General features: G+C 70.6%; 26 protein-coding genes. 20 read left to right on the plus strand and 6 right to left on the minus strand.

Annotation, left to right across the window (positions count from 1 at the left end):
- Positions 1–18: 18 nt before the first annotated feature.
- Positions 19–792 (minus strand): class II aldolase/adducin family protein, encoded by a 774-nt coding sequence (locus KV106_RS20110; protein WP_203203739.1) that lies wholly within the window; start codon positions 790–792, stop codon positions 19–21.
- Between the two features lie 112 nt (positions 793–904).
- On the opposite strand from KV106_RS20110, the gene KV106_RS20115 reads away from it, so the two are divergent.
- Complete coding sequence (locus tag KV106_RS20115) at positions 905–1,822, plus strand: LysR family transcriptional regulator (RefSeq protein WP_208513292.1); 918 nt, start codon at positions 905–907, stop codon at positions 1,820–1,822.
- 4 nt (positions 1,823–1,826) lie between these two features.
- On the opposite strand, the gene KV106_RS20120 is transcribed toward KV106_RS20115, so the two are convergent.
- A complete protein-coding gene (locus KV106_RS20120; protein WP_172705404.1) occupies positions 1,827–2,753 on the minus strand; it encodes a LysR family transcriptional regulator in 927 nt (308 codons plus the stop codon).
- Positions 2,754–2,827: 74 nt separating this feature from the next.
- On the opposite strand from KV106_RS20120, the gene KV106_RS20125 reads away from it, so the two are divergent.
- From KV106_RS20125 to KV106_RS20210, 18 genes are all read left to right on the plus strand, one after another.
- Positions 2,828–4,528 carry an FAD-dependent oxidoreductase gene (locus KV106_RS20125; RefSeq protein ID WP_261211940.1) on the plus strand — a complete coding sequence of 567 codons (1,701 nt, stop codon included), beginning with the start codon at positions 2,828–2,830 and terminating at the stop codon, positions 4,526–4,528.
- Entirely contained in the window at positions 4,525–5,511 is a 987-nt protein-coding gene (locus KV106_RS20130; RefSeq protein ID WP_261211941.1) for a Bug family tripartite tricarboxylate transporter substrate binding protein, read from the plus strand. Before KV106_RS20125 ends, KV106_RS20130 begins: the two co-directional genes overlap by 4 nt.
- Before the next feature lie 91 nt (positions 5,512–5,602).
- Positions 5,603–6,034 (plus strand): homoprotocatechuate degradation operon regulator HpaR, encoded by a 432-nt coding sequence (gene hpaR / locus KV106_RS20135; protein WP_057592756.1) that lies wholly within the window; start codon positions 5,603–5,605, stop codon positions 6,032–6,034.
- Complete coding sequence (locus KV106_RS20140; protein WP_261211945.1) at positions 6,031–6,687, plus strand: fumarylacetoacetate hydrolase family protein; 657 nt, start codon at positions 6,031–6,033, stop codon at positions 6,685–6,687. The genes hpaR and KV106_RS20140 overlap by 4 nt, the downstream gene beginning before the upstream one ends.
- On the plus strand, positions 6,684–7,436 hold the full coding sequence (locus KV106_RS20145; RefSeq protein ID WP_261211948.1) for a fumarylacetoacetate hydrolase family protein: 753 nt from the start codon (positions 6,684–6,686) through the stop codon (positions 7,434–7,436). The genes KV106_RS20140 and KV106_RS20145 overlap by 4 nt, the downstream gene beginning before the upstream one ends.
- 76 nt (positions 7,437–7,512) lie before the next feature.
- Positions 7,513–8,496 (plus strand): Bug family tripartite tricarboxylate transporter substrate binding protein, encoded by a 984-nt coding sequence (locus KV106_RS20150; RefSeq protein ID WP_057592753.1) that lies wholly within the window; start codon positions 7,513–7,515, stop codon positions 8,494–8,496.
- A gap of 13 nt (positions 8,497–8,509) precedes the next feature.
- Entirely contained in the window at positions 8,510–9,976 is a 1,467-nt protein-coding gene (hpaE, locus tag KV106_RS20155; RefSeq protein ID WP_261211951.1) for a 5-carboxymethyl-2-hydroxymuconate semialdehyde dehydrogenase, read from the plus strand.
- Entirely contained in the window at positions 9,973–10,947 is a 975-nt protein-coding gene (locus KV106_RS20160; protein WP_261211952.1) for a tripartite tricarboxylate transporter substrate binding protein, read from the plus strand. Before hpaE ends, KV106_RS20160 begins: the two co-directional genes overlap by 4 nt.
- A gap of 2 nt (positions 10,948–10,949) precedes the next feature.
- Entirely contained in the window at positions 10,950–11,285 is a 336-nt protein-coding gene (locus KV106_RS20165; RefSeq protein WP_261211953.1) for an aromatic ring-opening dioxygenase subunit LigA, read from the plus strand.
- Complete coding sequence (locus KV106_RS20170; RefSeq protein ID WP_261211954.1) at positions 11,282–12,109, plus strand: DODA-type extradiol aromatic ring-opening family dioxygenase; 828 nt, start codon at positions 11,282–11,284, stop codon at positions 12,107–12,109. Before KV106_RS20165 ends, KV106_RS20170 begins: the two co-directional genes overlap by 4 nt.
- Before the next feature lie 13 nt (positions 12,110–12,122).
- Positions 12,123–12,530 (plus strand): 5-carboxymethyl-2-hydroxymuconate Delta-isomerase, encoded by a 408-nt coding sequence (locus KV106_RS20175; protein WP_261211955.1) that lies wholly within the window; start codon positions 12,123–12,125, stop codon positions 12,528–12,530.
- A 17-nt stretch (positions 12,531–12,547) separates the two neighbouring features.
- The gene (gene hpaH, locus KV106_RS20180) at positions 12,548–13,351 is read left to right on the plus strand and encodes a 2-oxo-hept-4-ene-1,7-dioate hydratase (RefSeq protein WP_203203728.1); all 804 of its coding nucleotides are present in this window, start codon (positions 12,548–12,550) and stop codon (positions 13,349–13,351) included.
- 17 nt (positions 13,352–13,368) lie between these two features.
- Positions 13,369–14,199 carry a 4-hydroxy-2-oxoheptanedioate aldolase gene (gene hpaI / locus KV106_RS20185; RefSeq protein WP_057592747.1) on the plus strand — a complete coding sequence of 277 codons (831 nt, stop codon included), beginning with the start codon at positions 13,369–13,371 and terminating at the stop codon, positions 14,197–14,199.
- A gap of 19 nt (positions 14,200–14,218) precedes the next feature.
- A complete protein-coding gene (locus KV106_RS20190) occupies positions 14,219–14,683 on the plus strand; it encodes a nuclear transport factor 2 family protein (protein ID WP_261211957.1) in 465 nt (154 codons plus the stop codon).
- A gap of 37 nt (positions 14,684–14,720) precedes the next feature.
- Positions 14,721–16,457 (plus strand): dihydroxy-acid dehydratase, encoded by a 1,737-nt coding sequence (ilvD, locus tag KV106_RS20195; protein ID WP_261211959.1) that lies wholly within the window; start codon positions 14,721–14,723, stop codon positions 16,455–16,457.
- Positions 16,458–16,491: 34 nt separating this feature from the next.
- Positions 16,492–17,481: a Bug family tripartite tricarboxylate transporter substrate binding protein gene (locus KV106_RS20200; protein WP_057592744.1), complete on the plus strand. Its 990-nt coding sequence runs from the start codon at positions 16,492–16,494 to the stop codon at positions 17,479–17,481.
- An 18-nt stretch (positions 17,482–17,499) separates the two neighbouring features.
- Positions 17,500–18,300, plus strand: a complete 801-nt coding sequence (locus tag KV106_RS20205; protein WP_203203723.1) for a class II aldolase/adducin family protein — start codon at positions 17,500–17,502, stop codon at positions 18,298–18,300.
- Positions 18,301–18,316: 16 nt separating this feature from the next.
- Positions 18,317–19,294, plus strand: a complete 978-nt coding sequence (locus KV106_RS20210; protein ID WP_261211961.1) for a 2-dehydropantoate 2-reductase — start codon at positions 18,317–18,319, stop codon at positions 19,292–19,294.
- A 28-nt stretch (positions 19,295–19,322) separates the two neighbouring features.
- On the opposite strand, the gene KV106_RS20215 is transcribed toward KV106_RS20210, so the two are convergent.
- Both KV106_RS20215 and KV106_RS20220 read right to left on the minus strand, forming a co-directional pair.
- Positions 19,323–19,844 carry a DUF4329 domain-containing protein gene (locus tag KV106_RS20215; RefSeq protein WP_172705405.1) on the minus strand — a complete coding sequence of 174 codons (522 nt, stop codon included), beginning with the start codon at positions 19,842–19,844 and terminating at the stop codon, positions 19,323–19,325.
- Positions 19,845–19,919: 75 nt separating this feature from the next.
- The gene (locus KV106_RS20220; protein WP_261211964.1) at positions 19,920–20,864 is read right to left on the minus strand and encodes a DMT family transporter; all 945 of its coding nucleotides are present in this window, start codon (positions 20,862–20,864) and stop codon (positions 19,920–19,922) included.
- Between the two features lie 112 nt (positions 20,865–20,976).
- On the opposite strand from KV106_RS20220, the gene KV106_RS20225 reads away from it, so the two are divergent.
- Entirely contained in the window at positions 20,977–21,897 is a 921-nt protein-coding gene (locus KV106_RS20225) for a LysR family transcriptional regulator (protein WP_261211966.1), read from the plus strand.
- Between the two features lie 37 nt (positions 21,898–21,934).
- Here the strand turns inward: KV106_RS20225 and KV106_RS20230 are convergent, their stop codons facing one another.
- Both KV106_RS20230 and KV106_RS20235 read right to left on the minus strand, forming a co-directional pair.
- Positions 21,935–22,930 carry a tripartite tricarboxylate transporter substrate binding protein gene (locus KV106_RS20230; RefSeq protein WP_261211967.1) on the minus strand — a complete coding sequence of 332 codons (996 nt, stop codon included), beginning with the start codon at positions 22,928–22,930 and terminating at the stop codon, positions 21,935–21,937.
- 35 nt (positions 22,931–22,965) lie between these two features.
- A complete protein-coding gene (locus KV106_RS20235; protein WP_261211968.1) occupies positions 22,966–24,174 on the minus strand; it encodes an acyl-CoA dehydrogenase family protein in 1,209 nt (402 codons plus the stop codon).
- Between the last annotated feature and the right edge of the window lie 13 nt (positions 24,175–24,187).

The following is a 24,187-nucleotide window of genomic DNA, read 5'->3' on the forward strand; positions in this document are numbered from 1 at the left end:
TCGTTGGGGCTGCCGGCTTCAGGTCGCGTACGACGGATCGATGCGGTCCAGCAGCCGGCGCAGCGCCGGCCAGTCGTTGTCGCGCGCCGAGCGGCCGGGCCGGTCGAGCGCCTGCGCCACCTTCTCGGCGATCTCGTCGCTGCATTCGATGAGCTCGGCGCCGCCCGACTGCGCGCGCACCTGCGCCTCGCAGGCACGCTCGAGGTAGTAGAGGCGCTCGAAGGCCTCGCGGATGGTGTCGCCCGCGGCCAGCAGGCCGTGGTTGCGCAGGATCATCACGTTGTGCGGGCCGAGGTCGCGCACCAGCCGGTCCTGCTCGCTGAAGTCGAGCGCCACGCCCTCGTAGTCGTGGTAGCCGATGCGGCGGTGAAAGCGCATGGCGTGCTGCGACAGGTTGAGCAGCCCACGCCGCTGCGCCGCCACCGCGATGCCGGCCGCGGTGTGGGTGTGCAGCACCGCATGCAGGTCGGGCCGCGCGCGGTGGATGCAGCTGTGGATCAGGAAGCCCGCGGGGTTGATGCCGATGCCGGTCGGGTCGAACACCACCTCGCCGTCGATGTCGACCTTGACCAGGCAGGAGGCCGTGACCTCGTCGAACAGCACGCCGTAGGGGTTGATGAGGAAATGCGCCTGCGTGCCCGGCACCTTGGCCGTGAGGTGGGTGTAGATCTGGTCCGTCATGCGGTAGTAGCCGGCCAGCCTGAAGGCCGCCGCCAGATCGACGCGCTGCTGCCACTCCGCGTCGGACACGGCGGCGCGCGTGTGCGCGAATGAAAAGCCCGAGCCGTTCATCGAGTCTCCTGTTGTCGTTGGCGCCCTCCGGATGCAGGGCATGGGCGCGATTGGAGCGGAGGACGCAGCGCGAGAGAATCGAAACTTATTTTGCAAGCGTCGAAATAAATTCATGAATCACGATGGCTCGATCCCCGGCACCAGCCTGCGCCAGCTGCGCGCCTTCGTGGAGGTCTACCGCTGGCGCAAACTCAGCGCGGCGGCCGACCGGCTCTACCTCACGCACTCGGCCGTCAGCGTGCTGATCCGCCAGCTCGAGGCCGCCACCGGCACCAGCCTGTTCGACCGCACCACGCGCTCGCTGAGCCCGACCGAGGCCGCGCACGAGATGCTGCCGGTGGCCGAGCGCATCCTGCGCGACGTGCGTTCGCTCGAGACCGGCTTCCGCGGCCAGGCCGCGCCCAGCGGGCGCATCGGCATCGCGGTCACGCCGACCATCGCGCTGACGCTGGTGCCGCCGGTGATCCGGCATTTCAACGACCTGCATCCGGGCGTGCGTGTGCAGCTGGTCGACTGCGAGACCGAGCAGTTCGTGCCGCGCATCCTCTCGGAGCAGGTGGACTTCGGCATCGGCTCGCCCGACCAGGAGGTGGCGGCGCTGAGCCAGCGCACGCTGATCCACGACCACCTCGCGCTGGTGTGCCTGCCCAGCCATCCGCTGGCGCGGCGCCGCCAGGTGCGCTGGAGCGACCTCGCGGGCCATGCGCTGATCACGGTGAAGGCCGGCTACGGCATCCGCAATGCCATCGACCGCACCGCGCGCGCGGCCAACGTGGCACTCGACATCCAGCAGGAGGTGTCGCTGTTGACCACCGCGCTCGCGATGAGCGCCTCGGGCCTGGGCGCGTCGATCGTGCCGGCCGAGCTGGTGGCGCAGTGCGGCTTCAAGGAACTGGTGGCGCGCAAGATCCACGCGCCGGTGGTGACGCGCAACATCTCGGTGGTCGCCAAGCGCGACCGCACGCTCTCGGTGGCGGCCAAGACCTTCATCGAGACCATGCAGGCCTACCTGGCGCGGCCGCGCGCCTGAGCCTTCAGATCGCGAATTCGCTCGCCAGCAGGTCGGCGAAGGCCGCCGCGGCCGGCGACAGCGAACGGCCCTGCCGCGTGACCACTGCGATGTTGCGTGCCACGGTCGGCCGGATCAGCCGGCGCGCGACCAGCCGCGAGGGATCGGCATGCGCGAGGATCGAGGCCGGTAGCAGCGCCGGCCCGAGCCCGCCCGCGGCCATCGCGAGCGCGGTGGTCAGCAGCGTCACCTCGTAGGCGATCTCGAGCCGCACGCCGGCCTCGGCGGCCGCGGCATCGATGCTGTTGCGCACACCGTAGCCGGGCTTGACTGTGATGAGCCGCAGCGCCGCGAGCTGGCGCCAGGTGATGCCCGCGGCGCCGCCGGGCAGCGGCAGGTCGCGGTCGGCGATCACGGCGAGGTGGTCGTGCACGAACACGCGCTCGTCCAGGCCCGGCGTGCGCGCCTGCAAGGTGCCGACGCCGAAGTCGACCTGGCCGCTGAGCACGGTCTCGACGAACTGGCTCGGCGCGCAGTCGTCGATCGCGACCTTCACATCCGGATGCTGCTGCGTGTAGCGGCGCAGCGCGCGCGGCATCAGCGTCTGCGCGATGGTGGAGGTGACGGCGATGCGCAGGCGGCCGCGCCGCCCGGCCGCGAGCTCGGCCATGCCGCTGCCCAGCGCGTCGAGCTCGGCCAGCACGCGCTCGGCATGGCCGATGGCCTCGTCGGCCGCGGCGGTGCGATGCAGGCTGCGCGTGGTGCGGTCGAACAGCCGCACGCCGAGCCGGTCCTCGAGCTCGCGCAGCAGCACGCTGACCGCCGGCTGGGTGAGCGACAGCGCCGCGGCGGCGCTCGACAGCTGGCCGCTGTGGTAGACGGCCGCGAAGGCGCGCAGCTGGCGCACCGAGGGCACGCCGCGCATTGATAAAGGCTTTTTATGAATGGCCATGAAAGTTTCACTTCTGTCGGATGGCACTTCGGCACTGTAATGGCCGCCGTCCACAACGAGAGACAAGCGAACCCATGACAGAACCACTGCAGGCGCAGGTGCTGATCGTCGGCGGCGGGCCGGTCGGCCTCACGCTGGCCATCGACCTGGCGCAACGCGGCATCGACGTGCTGGTCACCGAGATCCGCCACCGCGGCGAGCCGCCGAACGTGAAGTGCAACCACGTGTCGGCCCGCTCGATGGAGATCTTCCGCCGGCTCGGCGTGGCGCAGGCACTGCGCGACGCGGGCCTGCCGGCCGACTATCCGAACGACGTGGCCTACCGCACCACGGTGACGGGGCCCGAGCTCTCGCGCATCCCGATCCCCGCGCGGCGCGAGCGCTACACCGCCACCGGCGGCCCCGACACCTGGTGGCCCACGGCCGAACCGCCGCACCGCATCAACCAGATCTTCCTCGAGCCGGTGCTGTTCGCGCATGCCGAGGCCACGCCGGGCCTGCGCATCCGCAACCGCACGCGCATCGACGACTTCGAGCAGGACGACGAGGGCGTGTGGGCGACCGGCGTCGACCTCGACGACGGCAGCGCGGTGCGCATCCGCTGCCGCTACCTGATCGGCTGCGACGGCGGGCGCTCGACAGTGCGCAAGAAGATCGGCGCCAACCTGCGCGGCACCGACGTGGTGGGCCGCGTGCAGTCGACCTACTTCCGCGCGCCCGCGCTGCTGGGCCTGCTGAAGAACAAGCCGGCCTGGGCCACCTTCGCGCTCAATCCGCGGCGCTGCGGCAACGTCTATGCGATCGACGGACGCGAGACCTGGCTGCTGCACAACTACCTGCTGGCCGACGAGACCGACTTCGAATCGATCGACCGCGACTGGGCGATCCGCCAGATCCTCGGCGTGGGGCCGGACTTCGAGTACGAGGTGATCTCGAAGGAGGACTGGATCGGCCGCCGCCTGGTGGCCGAGCGCTTCCGCGACCGCCGCGTCTTCATCTGCGGCGACGCGGCCCACCTGTGGATCCCGATGGCGGGCTACGGCATGAACGCCGGCATCGCCGACGCGATGAACCTGTCGTGGCTGCTCGCGGGCCACCTGCGCGGGTGGCTCGCCGAGGCCGCGCTCGGCGCGCACGAGGCCGAGCGCCAGCCGATCACCGAGCAGGTCTCGAAGTTCGCGATGAACCATGCGCTGGCCCTGCAGAAGCAGCGCGAGGGCGTGCCCGAGGGCATCGAGGCACCGGGCCCCGAGGGCGATGCGCTGCGCGCCGCGCGCGGCCAGGCGCTGTACGACCTCAACGTGCAGCAGTACTGCTGCGGCGGGCTCAACTTCGGCTACTTCTACGACGCCTCGCCGCTGATCGCCTACGACGGCGAGGCCGCGCCGGCCTACACCATGTACGACTTCAAGCCGGCCACCGTGCCCGGCTGCCGCGTGCCGCACCTGTGGCTGGCCGACGGCCGCTCGCTCTACGACGCGATGGCCGCGCTCGGCGAGGGCTACGTGCTGCTGCGCCGCGACCCGGCGCTCGAGGTCGCGCCGCTCGTGGCCGCGGCCGCCGCGCGCGGGCTGCCGCTGCGCGTGCTCGACATCGACGGCCCCGAGGCCGCCGCGCTCTACGACCGCGCGCTCGTGATCTCGCGCCCCGACCAGCACGTGGCCTGGCGCGGCGATGCCGTGCCGGCCGATCCCGAGGCGCTGGTCGACCTGCTGCGCGGCGTCGCGCCCGCGGCCGCTTCCGAATCCAAGAAAGAAAGAGAGACATCCGCATGAACCGCCGCCACGCCCTGCGCCAGCTCGGTGCCCTGTCCGCCGTCGCCTGCGCCGCCGGCCCGCTCGCCGCGCTGGCGCAGAACGACAAGCCCATCACCATCGTCGTGCCCTACGCGCCCGGCGGCACCACCGACATGCTCGGCCGGCTGATCGCGCAGCAGCTGGGCACCGCGCTCGGCCGCACCGTGATCGTCGACAACAAGCCCGGCGCGGGCACCGCCATCGGCGCGTCGCAGGTGGCGCGCTCGGCGCCCGACGGCTCGACCCTGCTGGTGGCCACCAGCACCACGCTCGCGATCAATCCCTGGCTCTACAAGAAGCTCTCGTACGACCCGGCCAAGGACTTCGCGCCCGTGGGCCTGATCGGCGCGGTGCCGCTGATGGTGGTGGTGCATCCCTCGGTGCCCGCGCGCACGCTGGCCGAGCTGGTGGCGCTCGCCAAGTCCAAACCGGAAGGCCTGAGCTACGGCTCGGCCGGCAACGGCAGCCCGCAGCATCTGGGCGCCGAGATGTTCAAGTTCGCCACCGGCACCGCGATGACGCACGTGCCCTACAAGGGCAGCGCGCTCGCGCTCACCGACCTGCTCGGCGGTCAGCTGCAGCTGATGTTCACCGACATCGCGCCGGCGCTGCAGCACGTGCGCAGCGGCAAGCTGCGCGCGCTGGCCGTGACCTCGAAGAAGCGCCAGCCCACCTTCCCCGACGTGCCGACCGTGGCCGAGTCGCGGCTGCCGGGCACCGCCGATTTCGAGGCGGTGGCCTGGCAGAGCATCGTCGCGCCCGCGGGCACGCCGGCGCCGGTGGTCGAGCGGCTGAGCCAGGAGATCGCGAAGGTGATCGCCCAGCCCGCGCTGCGCCAGAAGCTCGAGAACGACGGCTTCGAGCCCGGCTCGAGCACGCCCGCGCAGCTCGCGGCCTACATCCGCAGCGAATCGGAACGCTGGGGGCAGGTGATCCGCGCCTCGGGCGCGACCGTCGACTGAAGCCATCCACCCTGGCCCGAGCGCGGGCCAGGGTTATCCCGTAGCCGTGTTTTTTTGCCGATCATTTAACATGTTAAATAAATCGACCAACATGAACACCGCCTTCACCCACCGCAACCTTCCGCGCCTGCTGCTGCAGGCGCGCGAAGCCGTCATGGCCCACACCCGGCCCAGCCTGCGCGTGCATGCGCTGTCGGACCAGCAGTGGCGCGTGCTGCGCGTGCTCGGCGAACACGGCGCGGTCGAAACCGGCCGCGTGGCGCGCGAGGCCTTCATCCTCGGGCCCAGCCTCACGGGCGTGCTCGCGCGCATGGAGCGCGACGACCTGATCACGCGCAGCCGCGACCCGGCCGACCAGCGCCGCACCGTGGTCGAGGCCACGCCGCGCGGCATGAAGCTGGTGAACAAGCTGTCCTCGAGCATCGAGGCGCACTACCAGTGGATGGAGCAATCCCTGGGCAAGGACAAGCTCGGCCAGCTCTACGAGCTGCTCGACGAACTGATCGCACTGGAACAGCCATGAGCCCCCCTTCTTTACCTTCCCATTTCCTTCCCGCCGGCACCGTCTACGGCACGCTGCTCAACTTCCGCGCCGAGGTGGAAGCGCTCGCGCCGCAGATGAGCGCGCCGCCCTACAAGGCGCCGCCCAAGGCGCCGGTGCTCTACGTCAAGACCGCCAACACCTGGAGCCCGCACGGCGCCGCGATCCCCGTGCCGGCGAACCTGCCCGAGGTCGAGGTGGGCGCGAGCATCGGCATGGTGGTCGGCGCCGACGGCGACATCGAAGGCTTCGTGCCCATGAACGACCTGTCGGTGCCGCATGCCAGCTTCTTCCGCCCGCCCGTCAAGTTCAAGTGCCTCGACGGCTTCCTCGGCATCGGCCCCGCGCTGCGCGACGCGCAGGAGGTGGACGATCCCGCGGCATTCCGCGTCGAGGTGCGCATCAACGGCGAAGTCAGGCAGACGCTGGACTTCTCCACGCTGGTGCGCCCCGCGCGCCAGCTGCTGGCCGAGGTCGGCGAATTCATGACGTTGGCGCACGGCGACGTGCTGATGCTTGGCTGCGGCGCGGGCCGGCCGCTGGCGCGCGTGGGCGACCGCATCGAGATCTCGGCGCCGGGCTTCGAGACCCTGAGCAACACCCTGGTGGCAGAAGAGACGGGAGCCGCCGCATGAAGCACGCACGCATCCGCTACGAGAACGCCGTGCACGAGGCCGTCGAACACGACGGCGCGCTGCGGCTGGCCGATGGCCGCGTGGTCGGCTTCGACGCCGTCGACTGGCTGCCGCCGCTCGCGCCCACGCCGCGCCCGCGCACCATCCTCGCGCTCGGCCTCAACTACGCCGACCATGCGAAGGAGCTCGAGTTCAAGGCGCCCGAGGAGCCGCTGGTCTTCGTCAAGGGCCAGAGCGCGCTGATCGGCCACCGCCAGAAGACCTTCCGCCCGGCCGGCGTGCAGTTCATGCACTACGAGTGCGAACTCGCGATCGTGATCGGCAAGACCGCGCGCCACGTGAAGCGCGACGACGCCTACGACTTCATCGGCGGCTACACCGTGGCCAACGACTACGCGATCCGCGACTACCTCGAGAACTGGTACCGCCCCAACCTGCGCGTGAAGAACCGCGACACCTGCACGCCGATCGGCCCCTGGCTGGTCGATGCGAAGGACGTGGCCGACCCGATGGCGCTCGCGCTGCGCACCACGGTCAACGGCCAGGTCACGCAGCAGGGCAACACGCGCGACATGATCTTCGACGCGCCCTTCCTGATCGAGTACTTCAGCCGCTTCATGACGCTGTCGCCCGGCGACCTGATCCTCACCGGCACGCCCGACGGCGTCGTCGACTGCCAGCCCGGCGACGAGATCGTGACCGAGATCGAGGGCATCGGCGCGCTGGTCAACACCATCGCGGCGGCCTGATTCTTTCCAGCGCGCCCCCGCGGCGCGCTCTCCTTTTCCATTCACACGCCCAAGAAATCAGCGGAGACGACACGACATGATCACCGGCAAGAAGCTCCTCCAGTCCGTGGCCGCAGCCACGATGGCGCTGGCCGTCTCGGCCCTCGCCGTCGCACAGACCGCCTACCCCGCCAAGCCGGTGCGCTGGGTGGTCGGCTATCCGGCCGGCGGCGGCACCGACTTCCTCGCGCGCACCGTGGGCGCGCAGGTGTCGCAGCAGCTGGGCCAGCCGGTGCTGGTCGACAACCGGCCCGGCGCCGGCGCGATCATCGCGTCGGAGAACGTGGCGCGCTCGGCCGGCGACGGCTACACCGTGTTCTCGGCCGACAACGGCGTGCTGGTCTACAACCCCGCGCTCTACAAGAAGCTGCCCTACGACGCCGAGAAGGACTTCGCGCTGGTCGGCATGATGGGCCGCTCGCCGCTGATCATCACGGCCGCGCCCAATGCGGGCATCGCCGATGCGAAGGCGCTGCTGGCCGCGCTCAAGGCCTCGCCCGGCAAGTACAGCATCGCGACGCCGGGCACCGGCAGTCCGCACCATCTCGCCTACGAACTGTTCCAGCGCGAAGCCGGGGTGTCGATGCTGCACGTGCCCTACAAGGGCGGCGCGCCCGCGCTGCAGGACCTGATGGGCGGCCAGGTCGCGCTGATGATGCTCGACCTGCCCAGCGGCGTGAGCGCGGTCAAGGCCGGCAAGGTGGTGCCGCTGCTCGCCATGTCGGCCGAGCGCGTGCCGCAGCTGCCGAACATTCCCACCGCCAGGGAACTGGGCTTCGCCAACGTCGAGGCCTACACCTGGCAGGGCCTGGTCGTGCCCGCGGCCACGCCGAAGGAAGTGCAGGCGAAGCTCGGCACCGAGCTGCAGAAGGCCATGGCCGATGCCGGCGTGCGCCAGAAGCTCTATGACGCCGGCTGGGAGGCCCGCCCCGCCGACGCCACCGAAATGACGCGCTACACCGATGCGGAGCGCAAGAAATGGCATGCCTTGATCAAGGCGCGCGACATCAAACTGGACTGAACCGGATTCCCTCATGCAACAGATCGACCATCTCATCGGCGGCAAGTCCGTCAAGGGCTCGGACTACTTCGAGACCGTCAACCCCGCCACGCAGGAAGTGCTGGCCGAAGTCGCCTCCGGCGGCGAGGCCGAGGTGAACGCGGCCGTGGCCGCCGCCAAGGAAGCCTTCCCCAAGTGGGCCGGCATGCCCGCGCCCGAGCGCGCGAAGCTGATCCGCAAGCTCGGCGACCTGATCGCGAAGAACGTGCCCGAGATCGCGCAGACCGAGACCAACGACTGCGGCCAGGTCATCGCGCAGACCGGCAAGCAGCTGGTGCCGCGCGCGGCCGACAACTTCTACTACTTCGCCGAGATGTGCACGCGCGTCGACGGCCACACCTATCCCACGCCCACGCACCTGAACTACACGCTGTTCCACCCGGTCGGCGTGTGCGCGCTGATCAGCCCGTGGAACGTGCCCTTCATGACCGCCACCTGGAAGGTCGCGCCCTGCCTGGCCTTCGGCAACACGGCCGTGCTGAAGATGAGCGAGCTCTCGCCGCTGTCGGCCGCGCGCCTCGGCGAGCTGGCGCTCGAGGCCGGCATTCCGCCCGGCGTGCTGAACCTGGTGCACGGCTACGGCAAGGAAGCGGGCGAGCCGCTGGTGGCGCACCCCGACGTGCGCGCGATCTCGTTCACCGGCTCCACCGCCACAGGCAACCGCATCGTGAAGAGCGCGGGCCTCAAGAAGTTCAGCATGGAGCTCGGCGGCAAGAGCCCGTTCGTGATCTTCGACGACGCCGACCTCGACCGCGCGCTCGACGCGGCCGTGTTCATGATCTTCAGCAACAACGGCGAGCGCTGCACGGCCGGCTCGCGCATCCTGGTGCAGCAGTCGATCTACGCCGACTTCGCCGCCAAGTTCGCCGAGCGCGCAAGGCGCATCACGGTGGGCGACCCGCTCGACGAGAAGACCATCGTCGGCCCGATGATCTCGCAGGCCCACCTGGCCAAGGTGCGCAGCTACATCGAGCTGGGCCCGAAGGAAGGCGCCACCCTGCTGTGCGGCGGCCTCGAAGGGCCGAGCAACCTGCCCGACCGCGTGAAGAAGGGCAACTACGTGGTGCCCACGGTGTTCGCCGACGTCGACAACCGCATGAAGATCGCGCAGGACGAGATCTTCGGCCCCGTGGCCTGCCTGATCCCGTTCAAGGACGAGGCGCATGCCATCGAGCTCGCCAACGACATCCAGTACGGCCTGTCGAGCTACGTCTGGACCGAGAACATCGGCAAGGCGCACCGCGTGGCCGCCGCGGTGGAAGCCGGCATGTGCTTCGTCAACAGCCAGAACGTCAGAGACTTGCGCCAGCCCTTCGGCGGCACCAAGGCCTCGGGCACCGGCCGCGAAGGCGGCACCTGGAGCTACGAGGTGTTCTGCGAACCGAAGAACGTGGCGGTATCGATGGGCTCGCACCACATTCCGCACTGGGGCGTGGCATGAGCCTGCGTCGCCGCACGCTGCTGCAAGGCACGGCCGCGCTCGCGGCACTGCCGATGCTGGCGCGCGCCCAGGCCGCGTGGCCGGCCCGGCCGGTGCGCATCGTCGTGCCCTTCCCGCCCGGCGGCACCACCGACTTCGTCGCGCGGCTGGTCGGTACCGAGCTCGCGAAGGCCTTGGGCCAGCCCGTGGTGATCGAGAACAAGCCCGGCGCGGGCACGGTGATCGGCGTCGACACGGTCGCCAAGGCCGCGCCCGACGGCTACAGCTTCGTCTGCGTGGCCAACAGCTTCGCGGCCAACCAGACGCTGGTGCGCAAGCTGCCCTACGACACGCTGAAGGACCTGCGCCCGGTGGCGCTGATGGGCATGTCGGAACACGTGCTCGCCACCCATCCGGGCAGCGGCCTCAAGACGCTGGCCGACCTGCGCAACCAGGCCAAGGCCAAGCCCGGCACGCTGAGCTTCGCCTCCTTCGGCAACGGCACCTCGGCCCACCTCTCGGGCGAGATGCTCAAGCTGCAGATGGGCCTGGACATCGTGCACGTGCCCTACAAGGGCCAGGGCCCGGCACTGACCGACCTGCTCGGCGGCCAGGTCACGATGATGTTCGGCAACTGGCCCGAGTTCCGCGGCCATGTCGAGGGCGGCAAGCTGGTGGCGCTGGGCATGGCGACCGCGCAGCGCTCGCAGTACGCGCCGAACATTCCCACATTGGCCGAACAGGGCGTGGCGATCGAGTCCAATTCGTGGAACGGCCTGCTGGCGCCCGCCGGCACGCCCGATGCCGTGGTGCAGCGCGTGAACGCCGAGGTCAACCGCGCGCTCGCGGGACCGGTGGTGACCGAAGCCTTCCGCAAGGGCGGCATCGCGTCGCTGTCGGGCTCGCCCGAGCGCTTCGCGGTCTTCGTCCAGAGCGAGATCGCGAAGTACGGCGACGTGATCCGCAAGGCCAACATCCAGATCGAGGGCTGACCATGAGCCTCTATGCGATGCAGAAATTCCTGTTCGCGCTCAACCGCGATACCGAGGTGCAGCGGCGCTATGCCGAGGGCGGCGACACGCGCAAGGCGCTGCTCGGCGGCTACGACCTCAGCGACGAGGAGCGCGAGGCCATCGACAGCGGCGACGTCGGCAAGCTCTACGTGCTGGGCTGCAACGGGCAGCTCTTGATGCACTTCGCGCCGCTCCTGGGCATTCCGTGGGCCGACTACCTCGAGGCCATGCGCGAGGGCGTGCGCAAGTACGGGCCGGTGCGCGCCGGCATCTATGCAATGACAACCGGAACCGACGAGAAAGTGGCGGGCGTATGAGTCTCGTATTCGCAGGCGTGTGCAGCCACGCCCCCGGCATCACCGGCCGCGCGCATCTCGCCGACCCGGCGGTGAAGGACGAGTTCCACGCGCAGTTCCATCGCTTCGGCGAGGCCATGCGCGCGACGAAGCCCGACGCGGTGATCGTGATCGCGGCCGAGCACTTCGCGAACTTCTTCATGAACAACATGCCGGCCTATGCGATCGGCATGGCCGACAGCTACGAGGGACCGATCGAGGACCCGAAGTGGCTCGGCATCGAGAAGCACACCATCCCGGGCGACGCCGCGCTGTCGCAGCGGCTGATCCGCGAGGTGATGCAGACGGTGGACGTGGCCTACGCCGAGGAATGGAAGTTCGACCACGGCATCATGGTGCCGCTGAATTTCCTCACGCCGAACTTCGACACCAAGATCATCCCGGTCAACATCAACTGCCAGGGCCCGCCGCTCACGCCGCTGCATCGCGCCTGGGCCTTCGGCGAGGCGCTGCGCCGCGCCTGCGACAAGATGCCCGAGCGCATCGCGCTGGTGGGCACCGGCGGCATCTCGCACTGGCCGGCCACGCCCGACTCGGGCAAGGTCAATGCCGAGTGGGACGCCGAGTTCATGCGCCGCTGGTGCGCCAACGACCGCGAGGCGCTGCTGTCGCTCGACGACTACGGCGACGAGGCGACCTACCGCGAAGCCGGCCAGGGCGGCTTCGAGATCCGCACCTTCCTCAGCGTGGCCGCGGCCGCGCGCGGCCAGGGCGAGATCTTCCACATGAAGGCCATTCCGATCTTCGCGGTGACCTGCACGGCCGCGACGATGTCGGTGGTTTGAACGGAGCACGACCATGCCGCACCTGGTGATCCTCTACACGCCCAACATCGAGGCCGAGACCGACATGTCGGCGCTGTGCCGCACGCTGGCCGACACCATGCTCGAGCAGCGCGACGAAGCCGGCAAGCCGGTGTTCCCGACCGGCGGCACGCGCGTGCTGGCCTACCCGGCCGCGCACTACGCGGTGGCCGACGGCCAGGCCGACTATGCCTTCGTCTACCTCAACCTGCGCATGGCCGCGGGCCGCTCCGAGGCCGTGAAGAAGAAGGCCGGCGACGAACTGCTGGCCGTCCTGAAATCGCATTTCGAGCCCGTCTTCTCGCAACGCCACATCGGCATCACGTTGCAGATCGACGAGAGCCCCGGCCAGGTCTACGACGGCAAGCACAGCAACCTGCATCCCCTGTTCAACAAGAGCTGACCCCCACACACACCGCCATGCTTTCTTCCGACACCATCGCCCGGCTCGCGGCCGAACTGCACGAGAGCGAACGCTCGCGCGTGCAGGTCGAGCATTTCTCCAAGCGCTTTCCCGAGATGACCATCGAGGACGGCTATGCGATCTCGCGCGCATGGGTCAAGCAGAAGATCGCCGAGGGTCGCGTGGCCAAGGGCCACAAGATCGGCCTGACCTCGCGCGCGATGCAGCAGTCGAGCCAGATCACCGAGCCCGACTACGGCACGCTGCTCGACGACATGTTCTTCGAGCAGGGCAGCGACATCCCGTTCGCGCGCTTCATCGCGCCGCGCATCGAGGTCGAGCTGGCCTTCATCCTCGGCAAGCCGCTCAAGGGCCCCGGCGTGACCATCTTCGACGTGCTCGCGGCCACCGACTATGTGGTGCCGGCGATCGAGATCATCGATGCGCGCATCGAGCAGTTCGACCGCCACACCAAGGCGCCGCGCAAGGTCTTCGACACCATCGCCGACAACGCGGCCAATGCCGGCATCGTGATCGGCGGGCGGCCCGTGAAACCCGATGCGGTCGACCTGCGCTGGGTCAGCGCGCTGCTCTACAAGAACGGCGTGATCGAGGAATCGGGCGTGGCCGCGGCCGTGCTCAACCATCCGGCCACCGGCGTGGCCTGGCTCGCGAACAAGCTCGCGCCCTGGGACGAGCACCTGGAAGCCGGCGAGGTCGTGCTCGGCGGCTCGTTCACGCGCCCGACCACCGCGCTGCCCGGCGACACCTTCCATGCCGACTACGGCCCGCTGGGCGCCGTGTCGTTCCGCCTCGTCTGACCTCTTCGGAATCCTTCATGCACACCCCCATCAACCTGTTCAAGAAGGCCATGGCCGAGAAGCGCGCCCAGATCGGCCTGTGGGTCGGCCTGGCCGACGGCTACGCGGCCGAGATCCTGGCAGGCACCGGCTACGACTGGCTGCTGGTCGACGGCGAGCACGCGCCCAACGACGTGCGCTCGGTGCTCGCGCAGCTGCAGGGCATCTCGAGCGCCTGGTCGGCGCTGCCCGAGGGCGCGACCCGGCCGCAGCCGATCGTGCGCGTGCCCGTGGGCGACACCACGCTGCTCAAGCAGTACCTCGACATCGGCGCGCAGACGCTGCTGGTGCCGATGGTCGACACCGCCGAGCAGGCCGCGCGCATGGTGCAGGGCATGCGCTATCCGCCCGAGGGCATCCGCGGCATGGGCAGCGCGCTCGCGCGGGCCTCGCGCTGGCAGGCCTATCCGAACTACCTGCACGAGGCCAATGCCCAGACCTGCCTGCTGGTGCAGGCCGAGACGGTGGAGGCGATGAAGAACCTCGACGCGATCGCGGCCACGCCCGGCGTCGACGGCGTGTTCATCGGCCCGGCCGACCTCTCGGCCTCGATGGGCTTCGTGGGCCAGCCCAACCATCCCGAGGTGCAGGCGGTGATCGCCGACGCGGTCGCGCGCATCCAGAAGGCCGGCAAGGCCGCGGGCATCCTCTCGACCACCGAGGAGCAGGCGCGCAAGTGGCTCGCGGCCGGCGCCACCTTCGTGGCCGTGGGGGTGGACACCATCGTGCTGGCCGCGGCCGCGCGCCAGCTCGCCGCCAAGTTCAAGGACGGCGCCGCCCCGGCCGCGCCCGCTCCCAGCAGCTACTGAAGCAACGACAGGAGTCCGCATGCGCCGCCTCGCCCTCAAGTTCCTCGCCGCCGCCGCCGTGCTGAGCCTCTCCGCCTGCGCCCAGCTCCCCGCCACCGGCCCCGGAGCCCAGCAGGAAGCCAACCGCCAGGCCGTGCTGGCCTTCTACGAGAAGGGCCTGAACCAGAAGGACGCCGAGGCCGCGCTCAAATACGTGGGCAACCGCTACGTGCAGCACAACCCGACCGCGGCCGACGGGCCCGAGGGCTTCCGCAAGTTCATCGCCTTCCTGCGCGAGAAATTCCCGAACTCGAAGAGCGAGATCAAGCGCAGCTTCGCCGAGGGCGACTACGTGATCCTGCATGTGCACGCGGTGCGCGAGCCCGGCACGCGCGGCAACGCGATCGTCGACATCTTCAAGCTCGAGAACGGCAAGATCGTCGAGCACTGGGACGTGATCCAGCCGGTGCCCGAGACCGCCGCCAACCGCAACGGCATGTTCTGACCCTTTCCCACTTCCCGAGCCAGCCCGCCGCCAGCCGATGACCACGCCCACCGACCCCAAGCCACCGCGCTTCCGTTCCGCCACCATCCGCGAGGGCACGATCCGCGCGACCACGCGCAGCTTCCTGCATGCGCTGGGCCAGGACGACGAGGACATCGAGCGCCCGCACGTCGGCGTGTTCCACACCGGCGGCGAGATGAGCCCGTGCAACCTGAACCTGCGCGAGCAGGCGCAGCATGCCAAGACCGGCATCTACGCGGGCGGCGGCACGCCGCACGAATGCCCGGTGGTGTCGGTCAGCGACGGGCTGACCATGGCGCACTCGGGCATGCGCTTCTCGCTGATCTCGCGCGAGCTGATCGCCGACAGCGTGGAAGCCTCGGTGCGCGGCCACCAGTGGGACGGCATCTTCGCGATCGGCGCCTGCGACAAGAACCTGCCGGGCCTGATGATGGGCATGGTGCGCTGCAACGTGCCGAGCGTGTTCGTGCACGGCGGCTCGGCGCTGCCGGGCCAGATGCCCGGGCCCGACGGGCGCGACCTCAACGTGGTCGACACCTACGAGACCATCGGCAAGGTGCTGGCCGGCACGGCCACGCACGACGAGCTCGACGCCATGAGCCGCGCCTGCCTGCCCACGGCCGGCGCCTGCGCGGGCCAGTTCACGGCCAACACCATGGGCATGGTGTCGGAGGCGCTGGGCCTCGCGCCGATCGGCTCGAGCATGGTGCCGGCCGTGTTCAGCGAGCGCGCGCCGCTGATGCGCCGCGCCGCCAGGACGCTGATGAAGGCCGTGATGGGCGACAGCCCGCTGCCGCGCGACATCGTCACGCGCAAGGCGCTCGAGAACGCCTGCGCCGTGGTCTCGGCCACCGGCGGCTCGACCAATGCCGCGCTGCACCTGCCGGCGATCGCGCACGAGGCCGGCATCCGCTTCCACCTCGACGACGTGGCCGAGGTGTTCGCGCGCACGCCGCTCATCGCCGACCTGCGCCCGGGCGGGCGCTACCTCGCGCGCGACGTGTTCTACATCGGCGGCGCCGGCGTGATCCTGCGCACGCTGCTCGAGCAGGGCTTCCTGCACGGCGACGTGCTCACCTTCACCGGCCGCACCATGGCCGAGGAACTGGCCGACGCCCTGGCGCCCGACGGCCGCGTGGTGCGCGAGGCCGGCAACCCGATCACGCGCGACGGCGGGCTGGCGGTGCTCAAGGGCAACCTCTGCCCCGACGGGGCGCTGCTCAAGACCGCCGGCCTGCAGACGCTGGTGCACCGCGGCCCGGCGCGCGTCTTCGATTCGGAGGAGCAGGCCCAGACGGCGGTGCAGAACCGGCTGTACGAAGCGGGCGACGTGATCGTGATCCGCAACGAGGGCCCCAAGGGCAGCCCCGGCATGCGCGAGATGCTGGGCATCACCGCCCTGCTCTACGGCCAGGGCATGGGCGACAAGGTGGCGCTCCTGACCGACGGGCGCTTCTCGGGCGCCACGCGCGGCCTGTGCATCGGCTATGCCGGGCCCGAGGCGGCCGACGGCGGACCGATCGCGGCGCTGCGCGACGGCGACCTGATCGCGATCGACGCGCGCGCGGCGGCGCGCACCATTTCGGTGGAACTGACGGACGAGGAGATCGCGCGGCGCCTCGCCGGACGTGGAGTAAACGCGGGGGTCCCGCGCGGTGGCTTGCTGGAAAAATACGCGCTCACCGTGCGCCCGGCCCACCAGGGCGCGGTGACCCATTCGGGCGCGGTCACCTGGCTGCGCGACGAGTCCTGACCCCCAACCACCGTTACCCGGAGACAGAACCATCATGAGCTTCACCCGCCGCCAGCTGCTGCAGTCCACCGGCGCCTCCGCGCTGCTTGCCGGCATCGGCCAACGGGCCTTCGCGCAGGCCGGCATCGAGACCGCGACCATCGTCACCGGCTTCGCGGCCGGCGGCACCTCGGACACCATCTGCCGCCGGGTCGCGACCAAGCTGAGCCCCGACTACGCGCGCGCGGCGGTGGTGGAGAACCGCACCGGCGCGGGCGGCCAGATCGCGGTGAGCTACGTCAAGGGCCGCCCGGCCGATGGCACCACGATCCTGCAGACGCCGACCTCGATCCTCACGATCTACCCGCACATCTACAAGAAGCTGCCGTACGACCCGATGGTCGACATCACGCCCGTGACCATCGGCTGCATCTTCGACTTCGGCTTCGCGGTCGGCCCGGCCGTGCCGGCCAGCGTGAAGACCGTGCCCGAGTTCCTGGCCTGGGCCAAGGCCAACCCGGCCGGCGCCAACTACGGCTCGCCGGCGGCCGGCTCCACGCCGCACTTCATCGGCGCGCTGCTGGGCAAGAAGGGCGGCGTCGAGCTCAAGCACGCGGCCTACCGCGGCACGCAGCCGGCCATGCTCGACCTGCTGGGCGGCAACATCTCGGCGGTGTCGGGCCCGATCGGCGACATCACGCAGCACCTGCCCACGGGCAAGGTGCGCATCCTCGGCGTCTCGGGCGCCAAGCGCAGCCGCTTCGCGCCCGACGTGCCGACCTTCGGCGAACAGGGCATCCAGGACATGGCGCACAGCGAGTGGTTCGCCTTCTTCCTGCCGGCCAAGGCCTCGCCCGAGCTGGTCGCGAAGCTCAACGCCTCGATGAAGAACGCGCTGGCGCAGAAGGACGTGATCGACGGCCTCGGCACCTTCGGCCTGGAAGCCATGTCCTCCACGCCCGCCGAGCTGACCGAACTGTTGAAGAAAGACACCGCCAAGTGGGCGCCGATCGTGAAAGAGGTCGGCTTCACCGCGGAAGGCTAACCCCATGAAGGAACTGCAATGACCCCTCTCGCCACCACCACGCCGTCGTCCGCGTCGGCCCTGGTCCATCCCTCGATCCATCCCGACGAGCGCGCCGCGCGCGAGGAGCTCGCGGCCTGCTACCGCATCTTCGCGATGCTGGGCTGGACCGAGATGATCTACAACCACATCACGGTGCGGCTGCCCGACAGCGTGACCGGTGGCGAGAAGCAGTTCCTGATCAATCCCTTCGGCCTGCACTACAGCGAGGTCACGGCGAGCAACCTGGTGAAGATCGACCTGCAGGGCCGCGTGCTCGACGGCTCGACCTTCCCGGTCAACCCGGCCGGCTTCACGGTGCATGCCGCGATCCACGACGGCCTCGAGGGCGCGCACTGCGTGATGCACACGCACACCACCGCGGGCGTGGCCGTGGCCTGCCTGCAGGGCGGCCTGCAGCAGACCAACTTCTATACCGCGCAGCTGCACGGCATGGTGGCCTACCACGAGTTCGAGGGCATCACCATCCACGCCGACGAGGGCCCGCGCCTGCTCAAGAGCATCGGCGACCGCAACGCCGTGATCCTGCGCAACCACGGCCTGCTGGCCTGGGGCCAGACGCTGCCGCAGACCTTCGCGATCCTCTGGACCCTGCAGCGCGCCTGCGAGATCCAGATGGCGACCTTCTCGATGGGCGCCGCGATCCCCGTGAGCGAGGAGATCGCGAGCCGCTGCACGCGCGACGCGCTGCAGTTCAGCCCCGCGCACGGCGCCGGCCAGGACGTGTTCAATGCCCTGGTGCGCCAGGTCGACCGCATCGATCCTTCCTACCGCGCCTGACCGCTACGATCCGACCATGAAGATCTGCATTTACGGCGCCGGCGCGATCGGCGGATGGATCGGCGTCGGCCTCGCGCAAGCGGGCCAGCGCCTCAACGTGGTGGCGCGCGGCGCCACGCTCGAAGCGCTGCGGCGCGACGGCCTCTCGCTGATGCGCGGCGACGTGCGCACGCGCGTGCCGGTCAACGCGGTGGCCGACCCCGAGGAACTCGGCGTGCAGGACCTGGTGGTGATCGCTGTCAAGGCACCGGCGCTGGCCGGCGTGGCCGAGCGCATCGCGCCGCTGATCGGCGCCGACACCATGGTGCTGACCGCGATGAACGGCGTGCCCTGGTGGTTCCTCGAGGGCGGCTTCGGCGGCCCCATCGCGGGCCACCGCCTGGGCGCGGTCGATCCCGACGGCGCGATCGCGCGCGCCATTCCCGCGGCCAACGTGATCGGCGGCGTGGTGCACTGCAGCTGCTCGCTCGACGCGCCCGGCGTGGTGCGGCACCACTTCGGCAACGGCCTGATCGTGGGCGAGCCCTCGGGCGAGGCCACGCCGCGTGTGAAGAAGCTGGTCGAGCTGCTGCAGGCCACGGGCATCGAGACCACGCTGTCGCCGCAGATCCAGCGCGACGTCTGGTTCAAGCTCTGGGGCAACATGACGGTGAACCCGATCAGCGCGCTGACCGGTGCCACCACCGACCTGATCATGGGCGACGACTACGTGCGCGGCTTCATCTCGGCCGTGATGCTCGAGGCCAAGGAGATCGGTCGGCGCATCGGCATCGAGATCGCGCAGAGCCCGGAAGACCGCCATGCGGTCACGCGCAAGCTCGGCGCCTTCAAGACCTCGATGCTGCAGGACGTGGAGGCCGGCCGCTCGGTCGAGCTCGACGCGCTCGTGACCGTGGTGCGCGAGCTCGGCGAGCTGACCGCCGTGGCGACGCCGTTCACCGATGCGCTGCTGGGCCTGGCGCGCCTGAAGACGCGGCAGCTGGGCCTGTACTGAACGCACGCCGCCGGCCGGACCGCACGGCTCAGGCCATCGACAGCGAGCGGCCGCCGGCCGTGGTGCGACGCTTCTTCGGCGGGGCCGGCATCGGCAGGTCTCGTGCGTTGCGCAGGCGCGGCCCCGCCACCATGATCTTGCGCAACCGGTGGTCGTAGCGCAGGAACAGTCCCGAGACGCTGCCCACGTAGGCGTCGATGCCGAAGTCATCGGCCACGCCGCGGTCCTCGGGCGAGAAGCGGTCGGGCTTCATGTTCATGCCCGCGCCCTTGTAGGCCGGGTGCGTGTGATAGTAGGCGACCGCGGTCGTGCCCTCGGGGCAGCCCTTGTTGCCCAGGCGATGGCCCACGTCGACCGTGTTGGTGTCGCCCTCGCGCGGCGGCATCGCGAAGAACTGGTTGCCCTGCTGGCAGATCATGCCGCCGAACTCCTTGCGGCGTTCGATCGACTCGATGAGCACCGACTCGAGCGCGGCGCGCGCGGCCTCGGTCACGGTGCCGAAGAGTTCGTACTGGGGCGGAAAAGCGGGTGCGGGAAGTGGTTCGGCCATGGCGCGAGTGTGGCTCCCGTGCGAGCGCACGGCCATCCGACGGACTGCGTATGACGATCGGCGGACCCGGTTGGCTCAGCGCGCCGCGCGCGGCGGCAGCGTGACCCACCACGCGGCCGCGACGATCATCGCGCCGCCGATCCAGCCGCCCGGGCCGACCCGTTCGCCGAAGCCCCAGACCGCGATCAGCGCGCCGAATACCGGCTCGCTGCCCATCAGCAGCGACACCCGGCTCGGGCTGGTGCGCGAGGCCGCATGGTTCTGCGCGAAGAAGGCGAACACGGTGCACAGCAGCACGAGGTAGGCCATGCCCCACCAGAACGAGGCCGTGGCCGGCGGCAGATGCCAGGCGCCGCCCGACACCGCGAGCGCCAGCGCGGCCGCGCCCAGGGCCATGGTGCCCGCCTGCACCGCGGTCAGCGTGAGCGCCGGCAGCGCATGGCGGCCCGCGAGGCGGCGCGTCAGGCAGACCATGAGGGCGCGCAGCACGGCGGCCGCGACCATCAGCGCGTCGCCCCAGCCCAGGCCGGCCGAACTGGCCGAGGCATGCGCGCTCAGCGACAGCAGCGCGGCGCCCGCGAGCGAGATCGCCGCGGCCGCGAACACGCGCGGCGCGGGCCGCTCGCCGAGCAGCCACCACTCGGCCAGCGGCGTGAAGGCCACGCACAGGCTGATCAGGAAGGAGGCGTTGCTCGCGCTGGTGAGCGAGACGCCGAAGGTCTCGCAGACGAAGATCGCGAGCAGGTTCGCGCCCAGCAGCCCGCCCACCGCGAGCCCCTGCCGCCACTGCGGCCCGACGAGCGGGCGCAGCGCCGGCAGCAGCACGAGGAAGGTCAGGCCGAAGCGCAGCGCGATGAATTCGAGCACCGGCAGTTGCAGCGTGGCCTGCTTGGCGACCGCATAGCTGCCGCCCCAGACCGCCGCCACCAGCAGCAGCATGAGTTCGGCCATGCCGAAGCCGGGCCGGGCCGGCACGCCGCCGGGGGTGAGGGCGATGCCGCCCGCGCGCTTTGAATCCATACTCCGCCTGTTCGATGCCGGTGCCCGCGCGCCATGCGCAGGGCCCGAGGCGGAATTGTTCCGAGCATCGATCGCGGCGAGTAGCCATCCGCAGGAACAGGACTGTTGCACCGTGGGACCGAATTCATTCCTCAAGGTACTGCCCGAGATGGTGGCCTTCCTGCGCGTGGCCGAGCTCGGCAGCTTCTCGGCCGCGGCCGACCTGCTGGGCATCACGCCCTCGGCCGCGAGCCGGCAGGTGAAGCGGCTCGAGAAGGAGATCGGCGTGCAGCTCTTGCAGCGCACGACGCGCCAGTTGCGCCTGACCGAGGCCGGCGCCGAGGCCTTCGAGCGCTGCCGCGAACTGGCGGCCGCGGCGCAGGACACGATGGCGCTGGCGCAGCGCTTCTCGGCCGAACCGCGCGGGCTGGTGCGGCTGAGCGCGCCGCGCGCCTTCGCGCGCCGGGTGCTGCAGCCGCTGGTGCTGGACTTCCTCGCGCGCCATCCCGCGGTCGACGTGCAGCTGATCGTGGAAGACCGCGACATCGATCCGATCCGCGAGGGCGTGGACCTCGTGGTGCGGCTCACCACCGAGCCGCCCGAGGGGCTGGTGGCGCGCCGGCTGATGGCGGTGGCGCACATCCTGGTGGCCTCGCCGGCCTACCTCGAGGGCCATGCGGCCATCGCGCATCCGCGCGACCTCGCGGCCCACAGCTGCCTGTCGCTGGGCGAGCACGAGCGCGACAACCACTGGCGCTTCAGCCGCCCCGGCGAGGACGACGTGGAGGTGACGGTGCATGGCCGCTACATCGCCAACCACAGCGAGATGCGCATGGAGGCCGCGACGGCCGGCCTGGGCGTGGCCTGCGTGCCGGCCTTCTCGGCGCGGCAGGCCCTGGGCGAGGGCCGCGTGGCGCGCGTGCTCGGCGACTGGGAGTTCCGCGGCAACTACCACGGCCATGCGTGGATCCTCTATCCGCCGAGCCGCTTCACGGTGCCCAAGTGCCGGGTGCTGATCGACCACCTGGTGGCGCGGCTAGGGACCGAGGGCTGAATGCGGGAACCGGACGCAGAGGACGCGAAGTCCGCTTTCACTGCGGCTGCAAACCCGCTTGTTTCATCATCGTCTCGGTCAGCACCATCTCCTGCGTGAAGCCGCGCGTGTAGTCGACGGCGCCCTGCGGGCTGGCCTGGCCGCCCGAATCGGTCAGCGCCGCCTGCACCGCGGGCTGCGCGAGCGCCTTCTCGAAGGCCGCGCGGATGCGCTCGGCGATCGAATCGGGCGTGCCGGCCGGCACCGAGATGCCGCCCCAGGAGGTCAGCTCGACGCCCTTCACGCCGAGCTCGGCCAGCGTGGGCACCTCGGGCAGTGTCGGGTTGCGGCGCGCGCCCGCGATTGCGAGCGCCTTGAGCCGGCCGGCCTGGATCTGCGGATAGGCCACCGACAGGATCGGCGTGCCGAACACCACCTGCCGCCCGAGGATCGCGTTGACCAGCTCCGAGGCGCCCTTGTAGGGCACGTGCGTGGCCTGCGCGCCGAGCGCGCTCAGCAGCAGCTCCACGCCGAGGTGCGAGGGCGTGCCCACGCCGCCCGAGGCGTAGTCGAGCTTGCCGGGCTGGGCGCGCGCCTTCGCGGCCAGCTCGGCCAGGCTCGCGATGCCCGCGTCGGCGTTCACCACCAGCACGATGTCGGAGGTGGTGAGCCGCATGACGTGGCGGAAGTCCTTGAGCGCGTCGTAGCCGGGGCTGCGGTACATGCGCATGTTGGCCGCCATCGGCGCGGCCGAGTAGATCCAGGTGTAGCCGTCGGCCGGCGCGCGCGCCACCAGCCGCGCGCCGATGTTGCCGCCCGCGCCGCCCTTGTTCTCGATCACCACCGGTTGGCCCAGCATCGGCCCCACGGCCTCGGCGAGCACGCGCGCCGTGATGTCGGGGCCGGTGCCCGCGAGGTAGGGCACGACCCACTTGATCGGGCGCTCGGGCCAGGGCGCGGCGGCCGCGCGGGCGCGCGAGACGGCCGGCAGCGCGAAGGCGGCCAGCGCGGCGGAAGCGGTGCCGAGGAAGCGGCGGCGGTCCGTGAAGCACATGTCTTTGTCTCCTTGTCGTTCTTGGTGCGGGTCGTTCAGCCCGGAAGCTCGCCGAGCAGCTCGCGCGCGATGGTGTTGCGCTGGATCTCGCTGGTGCCGGTCAGCACGCGGTACATGCGCAGCATGCGAAACAGGAACTCCACGCGCCGCCCCTGCACGATGCCCTCGCCGCCGTGGATCTGCACCGCGCGGTCGGCGATGCGGAAGGCCGACTCGGAGCAGAACAGCTTGGCCATCGAGGCCTCGGCGCGCGCCTCCGAGCCGGCGTCGATCTGGCGCGCGGTCGCGAGCATCAGCGCGCGCGCGGCCGCCAGCTCGGTCGCCATGTCGGCGAGCATGTGCTGGATCGCCTGGAACTGGCCGATGGCGCGGCCGAACTGGCGCCGCCGGCTGGCGTACTCGCAGGCATCGCGCAGCGCCACCGTGGCCAGCCCCACCATCGCGGGGCAGTGCAGCAGCCGGTTGACCGTGATGCGCCCGAGCGCGAGCGCCAGGCCGCGGCCGGGTTCGCCCACGAGGTTCGCCACCGGGATGCGGCAGTCCTCGAGCACGATGTCGCCGGTGTGCGACTGGCCCGCCATGGTCTTGTAGCCAGCCTCCACGCGCACGCCGGGCTGCGCCAGGTCGACGAAGAAGGCGCTGACCTCGCGCTGCGCCGGGTCGCTCGCGGTGGAGGCCATCAGCACCGCGAAGTCGGCGAAGGGAGATCCCGAGATGAAGCGCTTGCGGCCGTTGAGCACGAAGTGCTCGCCCTCGCGCACGGCGCGCGTCTGCACCGCGCCCGCGTCGGAGCCGGCCTCGGCCTCGGTCAGCGCGAAGCAGATCGCCTTCTCGGCGCGCGCCACCGGCACGATGAAGCGCTCCATGTGGTGCGGCGTGGCCTTGCGCACCAGCGCGCCCACGCGCGGCGGGCCGCTGAGCTCGCCGAGCACGTGCGGTGCCAGCGGCGAACCGCTCGCGTAGATCGCTTCCTTCACGAGCACGTGGTCGAGCACCGAGAGGCCGAGCCCGCCCATGGCTTCGGGCAGCGTCATGCCGTAGAAGCCCAGTGCCTGCGAGCGGCGCCAGACCTGCCGCAGCAGCTCGCGGCTCGCGCCGTGCTCGTGGTCGATGCCGTGCGCGCGCACCAGGTCGGCGAGCTCGCCATGCAGGAAGTCCTCGATGCGCGCGATCAGCTCGGCCGCGCGCGCGGAACCTTCGAAGGGCCGCGCGTTCGCGCCGGACGACGAAAGGGATGCGTTCATGTCCTTTCCTTCC

The organism is Variovorax endophyticus, assembly GCF_025376855.1.
Lineage (GTDB): Bacteria > Pseudomonadota > Gammaproteobacteria > Burkholderiales > Burkholderiaceae_C > Variovorax.

Coding starts and splice junctions, on each gene's coding strand:
- KV106_RS20110 (WP_203203739.1), bottom strand. CDS start 792: ATGAACGGCTCGGGCTTTTCATTCGCGCACACGCGCGCCGCCGTGTCC.
- KV106_RS20115 (WP_208513292.1), top strand. CDS start 905: ATGAATCACGATGGCTCGATCCCCGGCACCAGCCTGCGCCAGCTGCGC.
- KV106_RS20120 (WP_172705404.1), bottom strand. CDS start 2,753: ATGGCCATTCATAAAAAGCCTTTATCAATGCGCGGCGTGCCCTCGGTG.
- KV106_RS20125 (WP_261211940.1), top strand. CDS start 2,828: ATGACAGAACCACTGCAGGCGCAGGTGCTGATCGTCGGCGGCGGGCCG.
- KV106_RS20130 (WP_261211941.1), top strand. CDS start 4,525: ATGAACCGCCGCCACGCCCTGCGCCAGCTCGGTGCCCTGTCCGCCGTC.
- hpaR (WP_057592756.1), top strand. CDS start 5,603: ATGAACACCGCCTTCACCCACCGCAACCTTCCGCGCCTGCTGCTGCAG.
- KV106_RS20140 (WP_261211945.1), top strand. CDS start 6,031: ATGAGCCCCCCTTCTTTACCTTCCCATTTCCTTCCCGCCGGCACCGTC.
- KV106_RS20145 (WP_261211948.1), top strand. CDS start 6,684: ATGAAGCACGCACGCATCCGCTACGAGAACGCCGTGCACGAGGCCGTC.
- KV106_RS20150 (WP_057592753.1), top strand. CDS start 7,513: ATGATCACCGGCAAGAAGCTCCTCCAGTCCGTGGCCGCAGCCACGATG.
- hpaE (WP_261211951.1), top strand. CDS start 8,510: ATGCAACAGATCGACCATCTCATCGGCGGCAAGTCCGTCAAGGGCTCG.
- KV106_RS20160 (WP_261211952.1), top strand. CDS start 9,973: ATGAGCCTGCGTCGCCGCACGCTGCTGCAAGGCACGGCCGCGCTCGCG.
- KV106_RS20165 (WP_261211953.1), top strand. CDS start 10,950: ATGAGCCTCTATGCGATGCAGAAATTCCTGTTCGCGCTCAACCGCGAT.
- KV106_RS20170 (WP_261211954.1), top strand. CDS start 11,282: ATGAGTCTCGTATTCGCAGGCGTGTGCAGCCACGCCCCCGGCATCACC.
- KV106_RS20175 (WP_261211955.1), top strand. CDS start 12,123: ATGCCGCACCTGGTGATCCTCTACACGCCCAACATCGAGGCCGAGACC.
- hpaH (WP_203203728.1), top strand. CDS start 12,548: ATGCTTTCTTCCGACACCATCGCCCGGCTCGCGGCCGAACTGCACGAG.
- hpaI (WP_057592747.1), top strand. CDS start 13,369: ATGCACACCCCCATCAACCTGTTCAAGAAGGCCATGGCCGAGAAGCGC.
- KV106_RS20190 (WP_261211957.1), top strand. CDS start 14,219: ATGCGCCGCCTCGCCCTCAAGTTCCTCGCCGCCGCCGCCGTGCTGAGC.
- ilvD (WP_261211959.1), top strand. CDS start 14,721: ATGACCACGCCCACCGACCCCAAGCCACCGCGCTTCCGTTCCGCCACC.
- KV106_RS20200 (WP_057592744.1), top strand. CDS start 16,492: ATGAGCTTCACCCGCCGCCAGCTGCTGCAGTCCACCGGCGCCTCCGCG.
- KV106_RS20205 (WP_203203723.1), top strand. CDS start 17,500: ATGACCCCTCTCGCCACCACCACGCCGTCGTCCGCGTCGGCCCTGGTC.
- KV106_RS20210 (WP_261211961.1), top strand. CDS start 18,317: ATGAAGATCTGCATTTACGGCGCCGGCGCGATCGGCGGATGGATCGGC.
- KV106_RS20215 (WP_172705405.1), bottom strand. CDS start 19,844: ATGGCCGAACCACTTCCCGCACCCGCTTTTCCGCCCCAGTACGAACTC.
- KV106_RS20220 (WP_261211964.1), bottom strand. CDS start 20,864: ATGGATTCAAAGCGCGCGGGCGGCATCGCCCTCACCCCCGGCGGCGTG.
- KV106_RS20230 (WP_261211967.1), bottom strand. CDS start 22,930: ATGTGCTTCACGGACCGCCGCCGCTTCCTCGGCACCGCTTCCGCCGCG.
- KV106_RS20235 (WP_261211968.1), bottom strand. CDS start 24,174: ATGAACGCATCCCTTTCGTCGTCCGGCGCGAACGCGCGGCCCTTCGAA.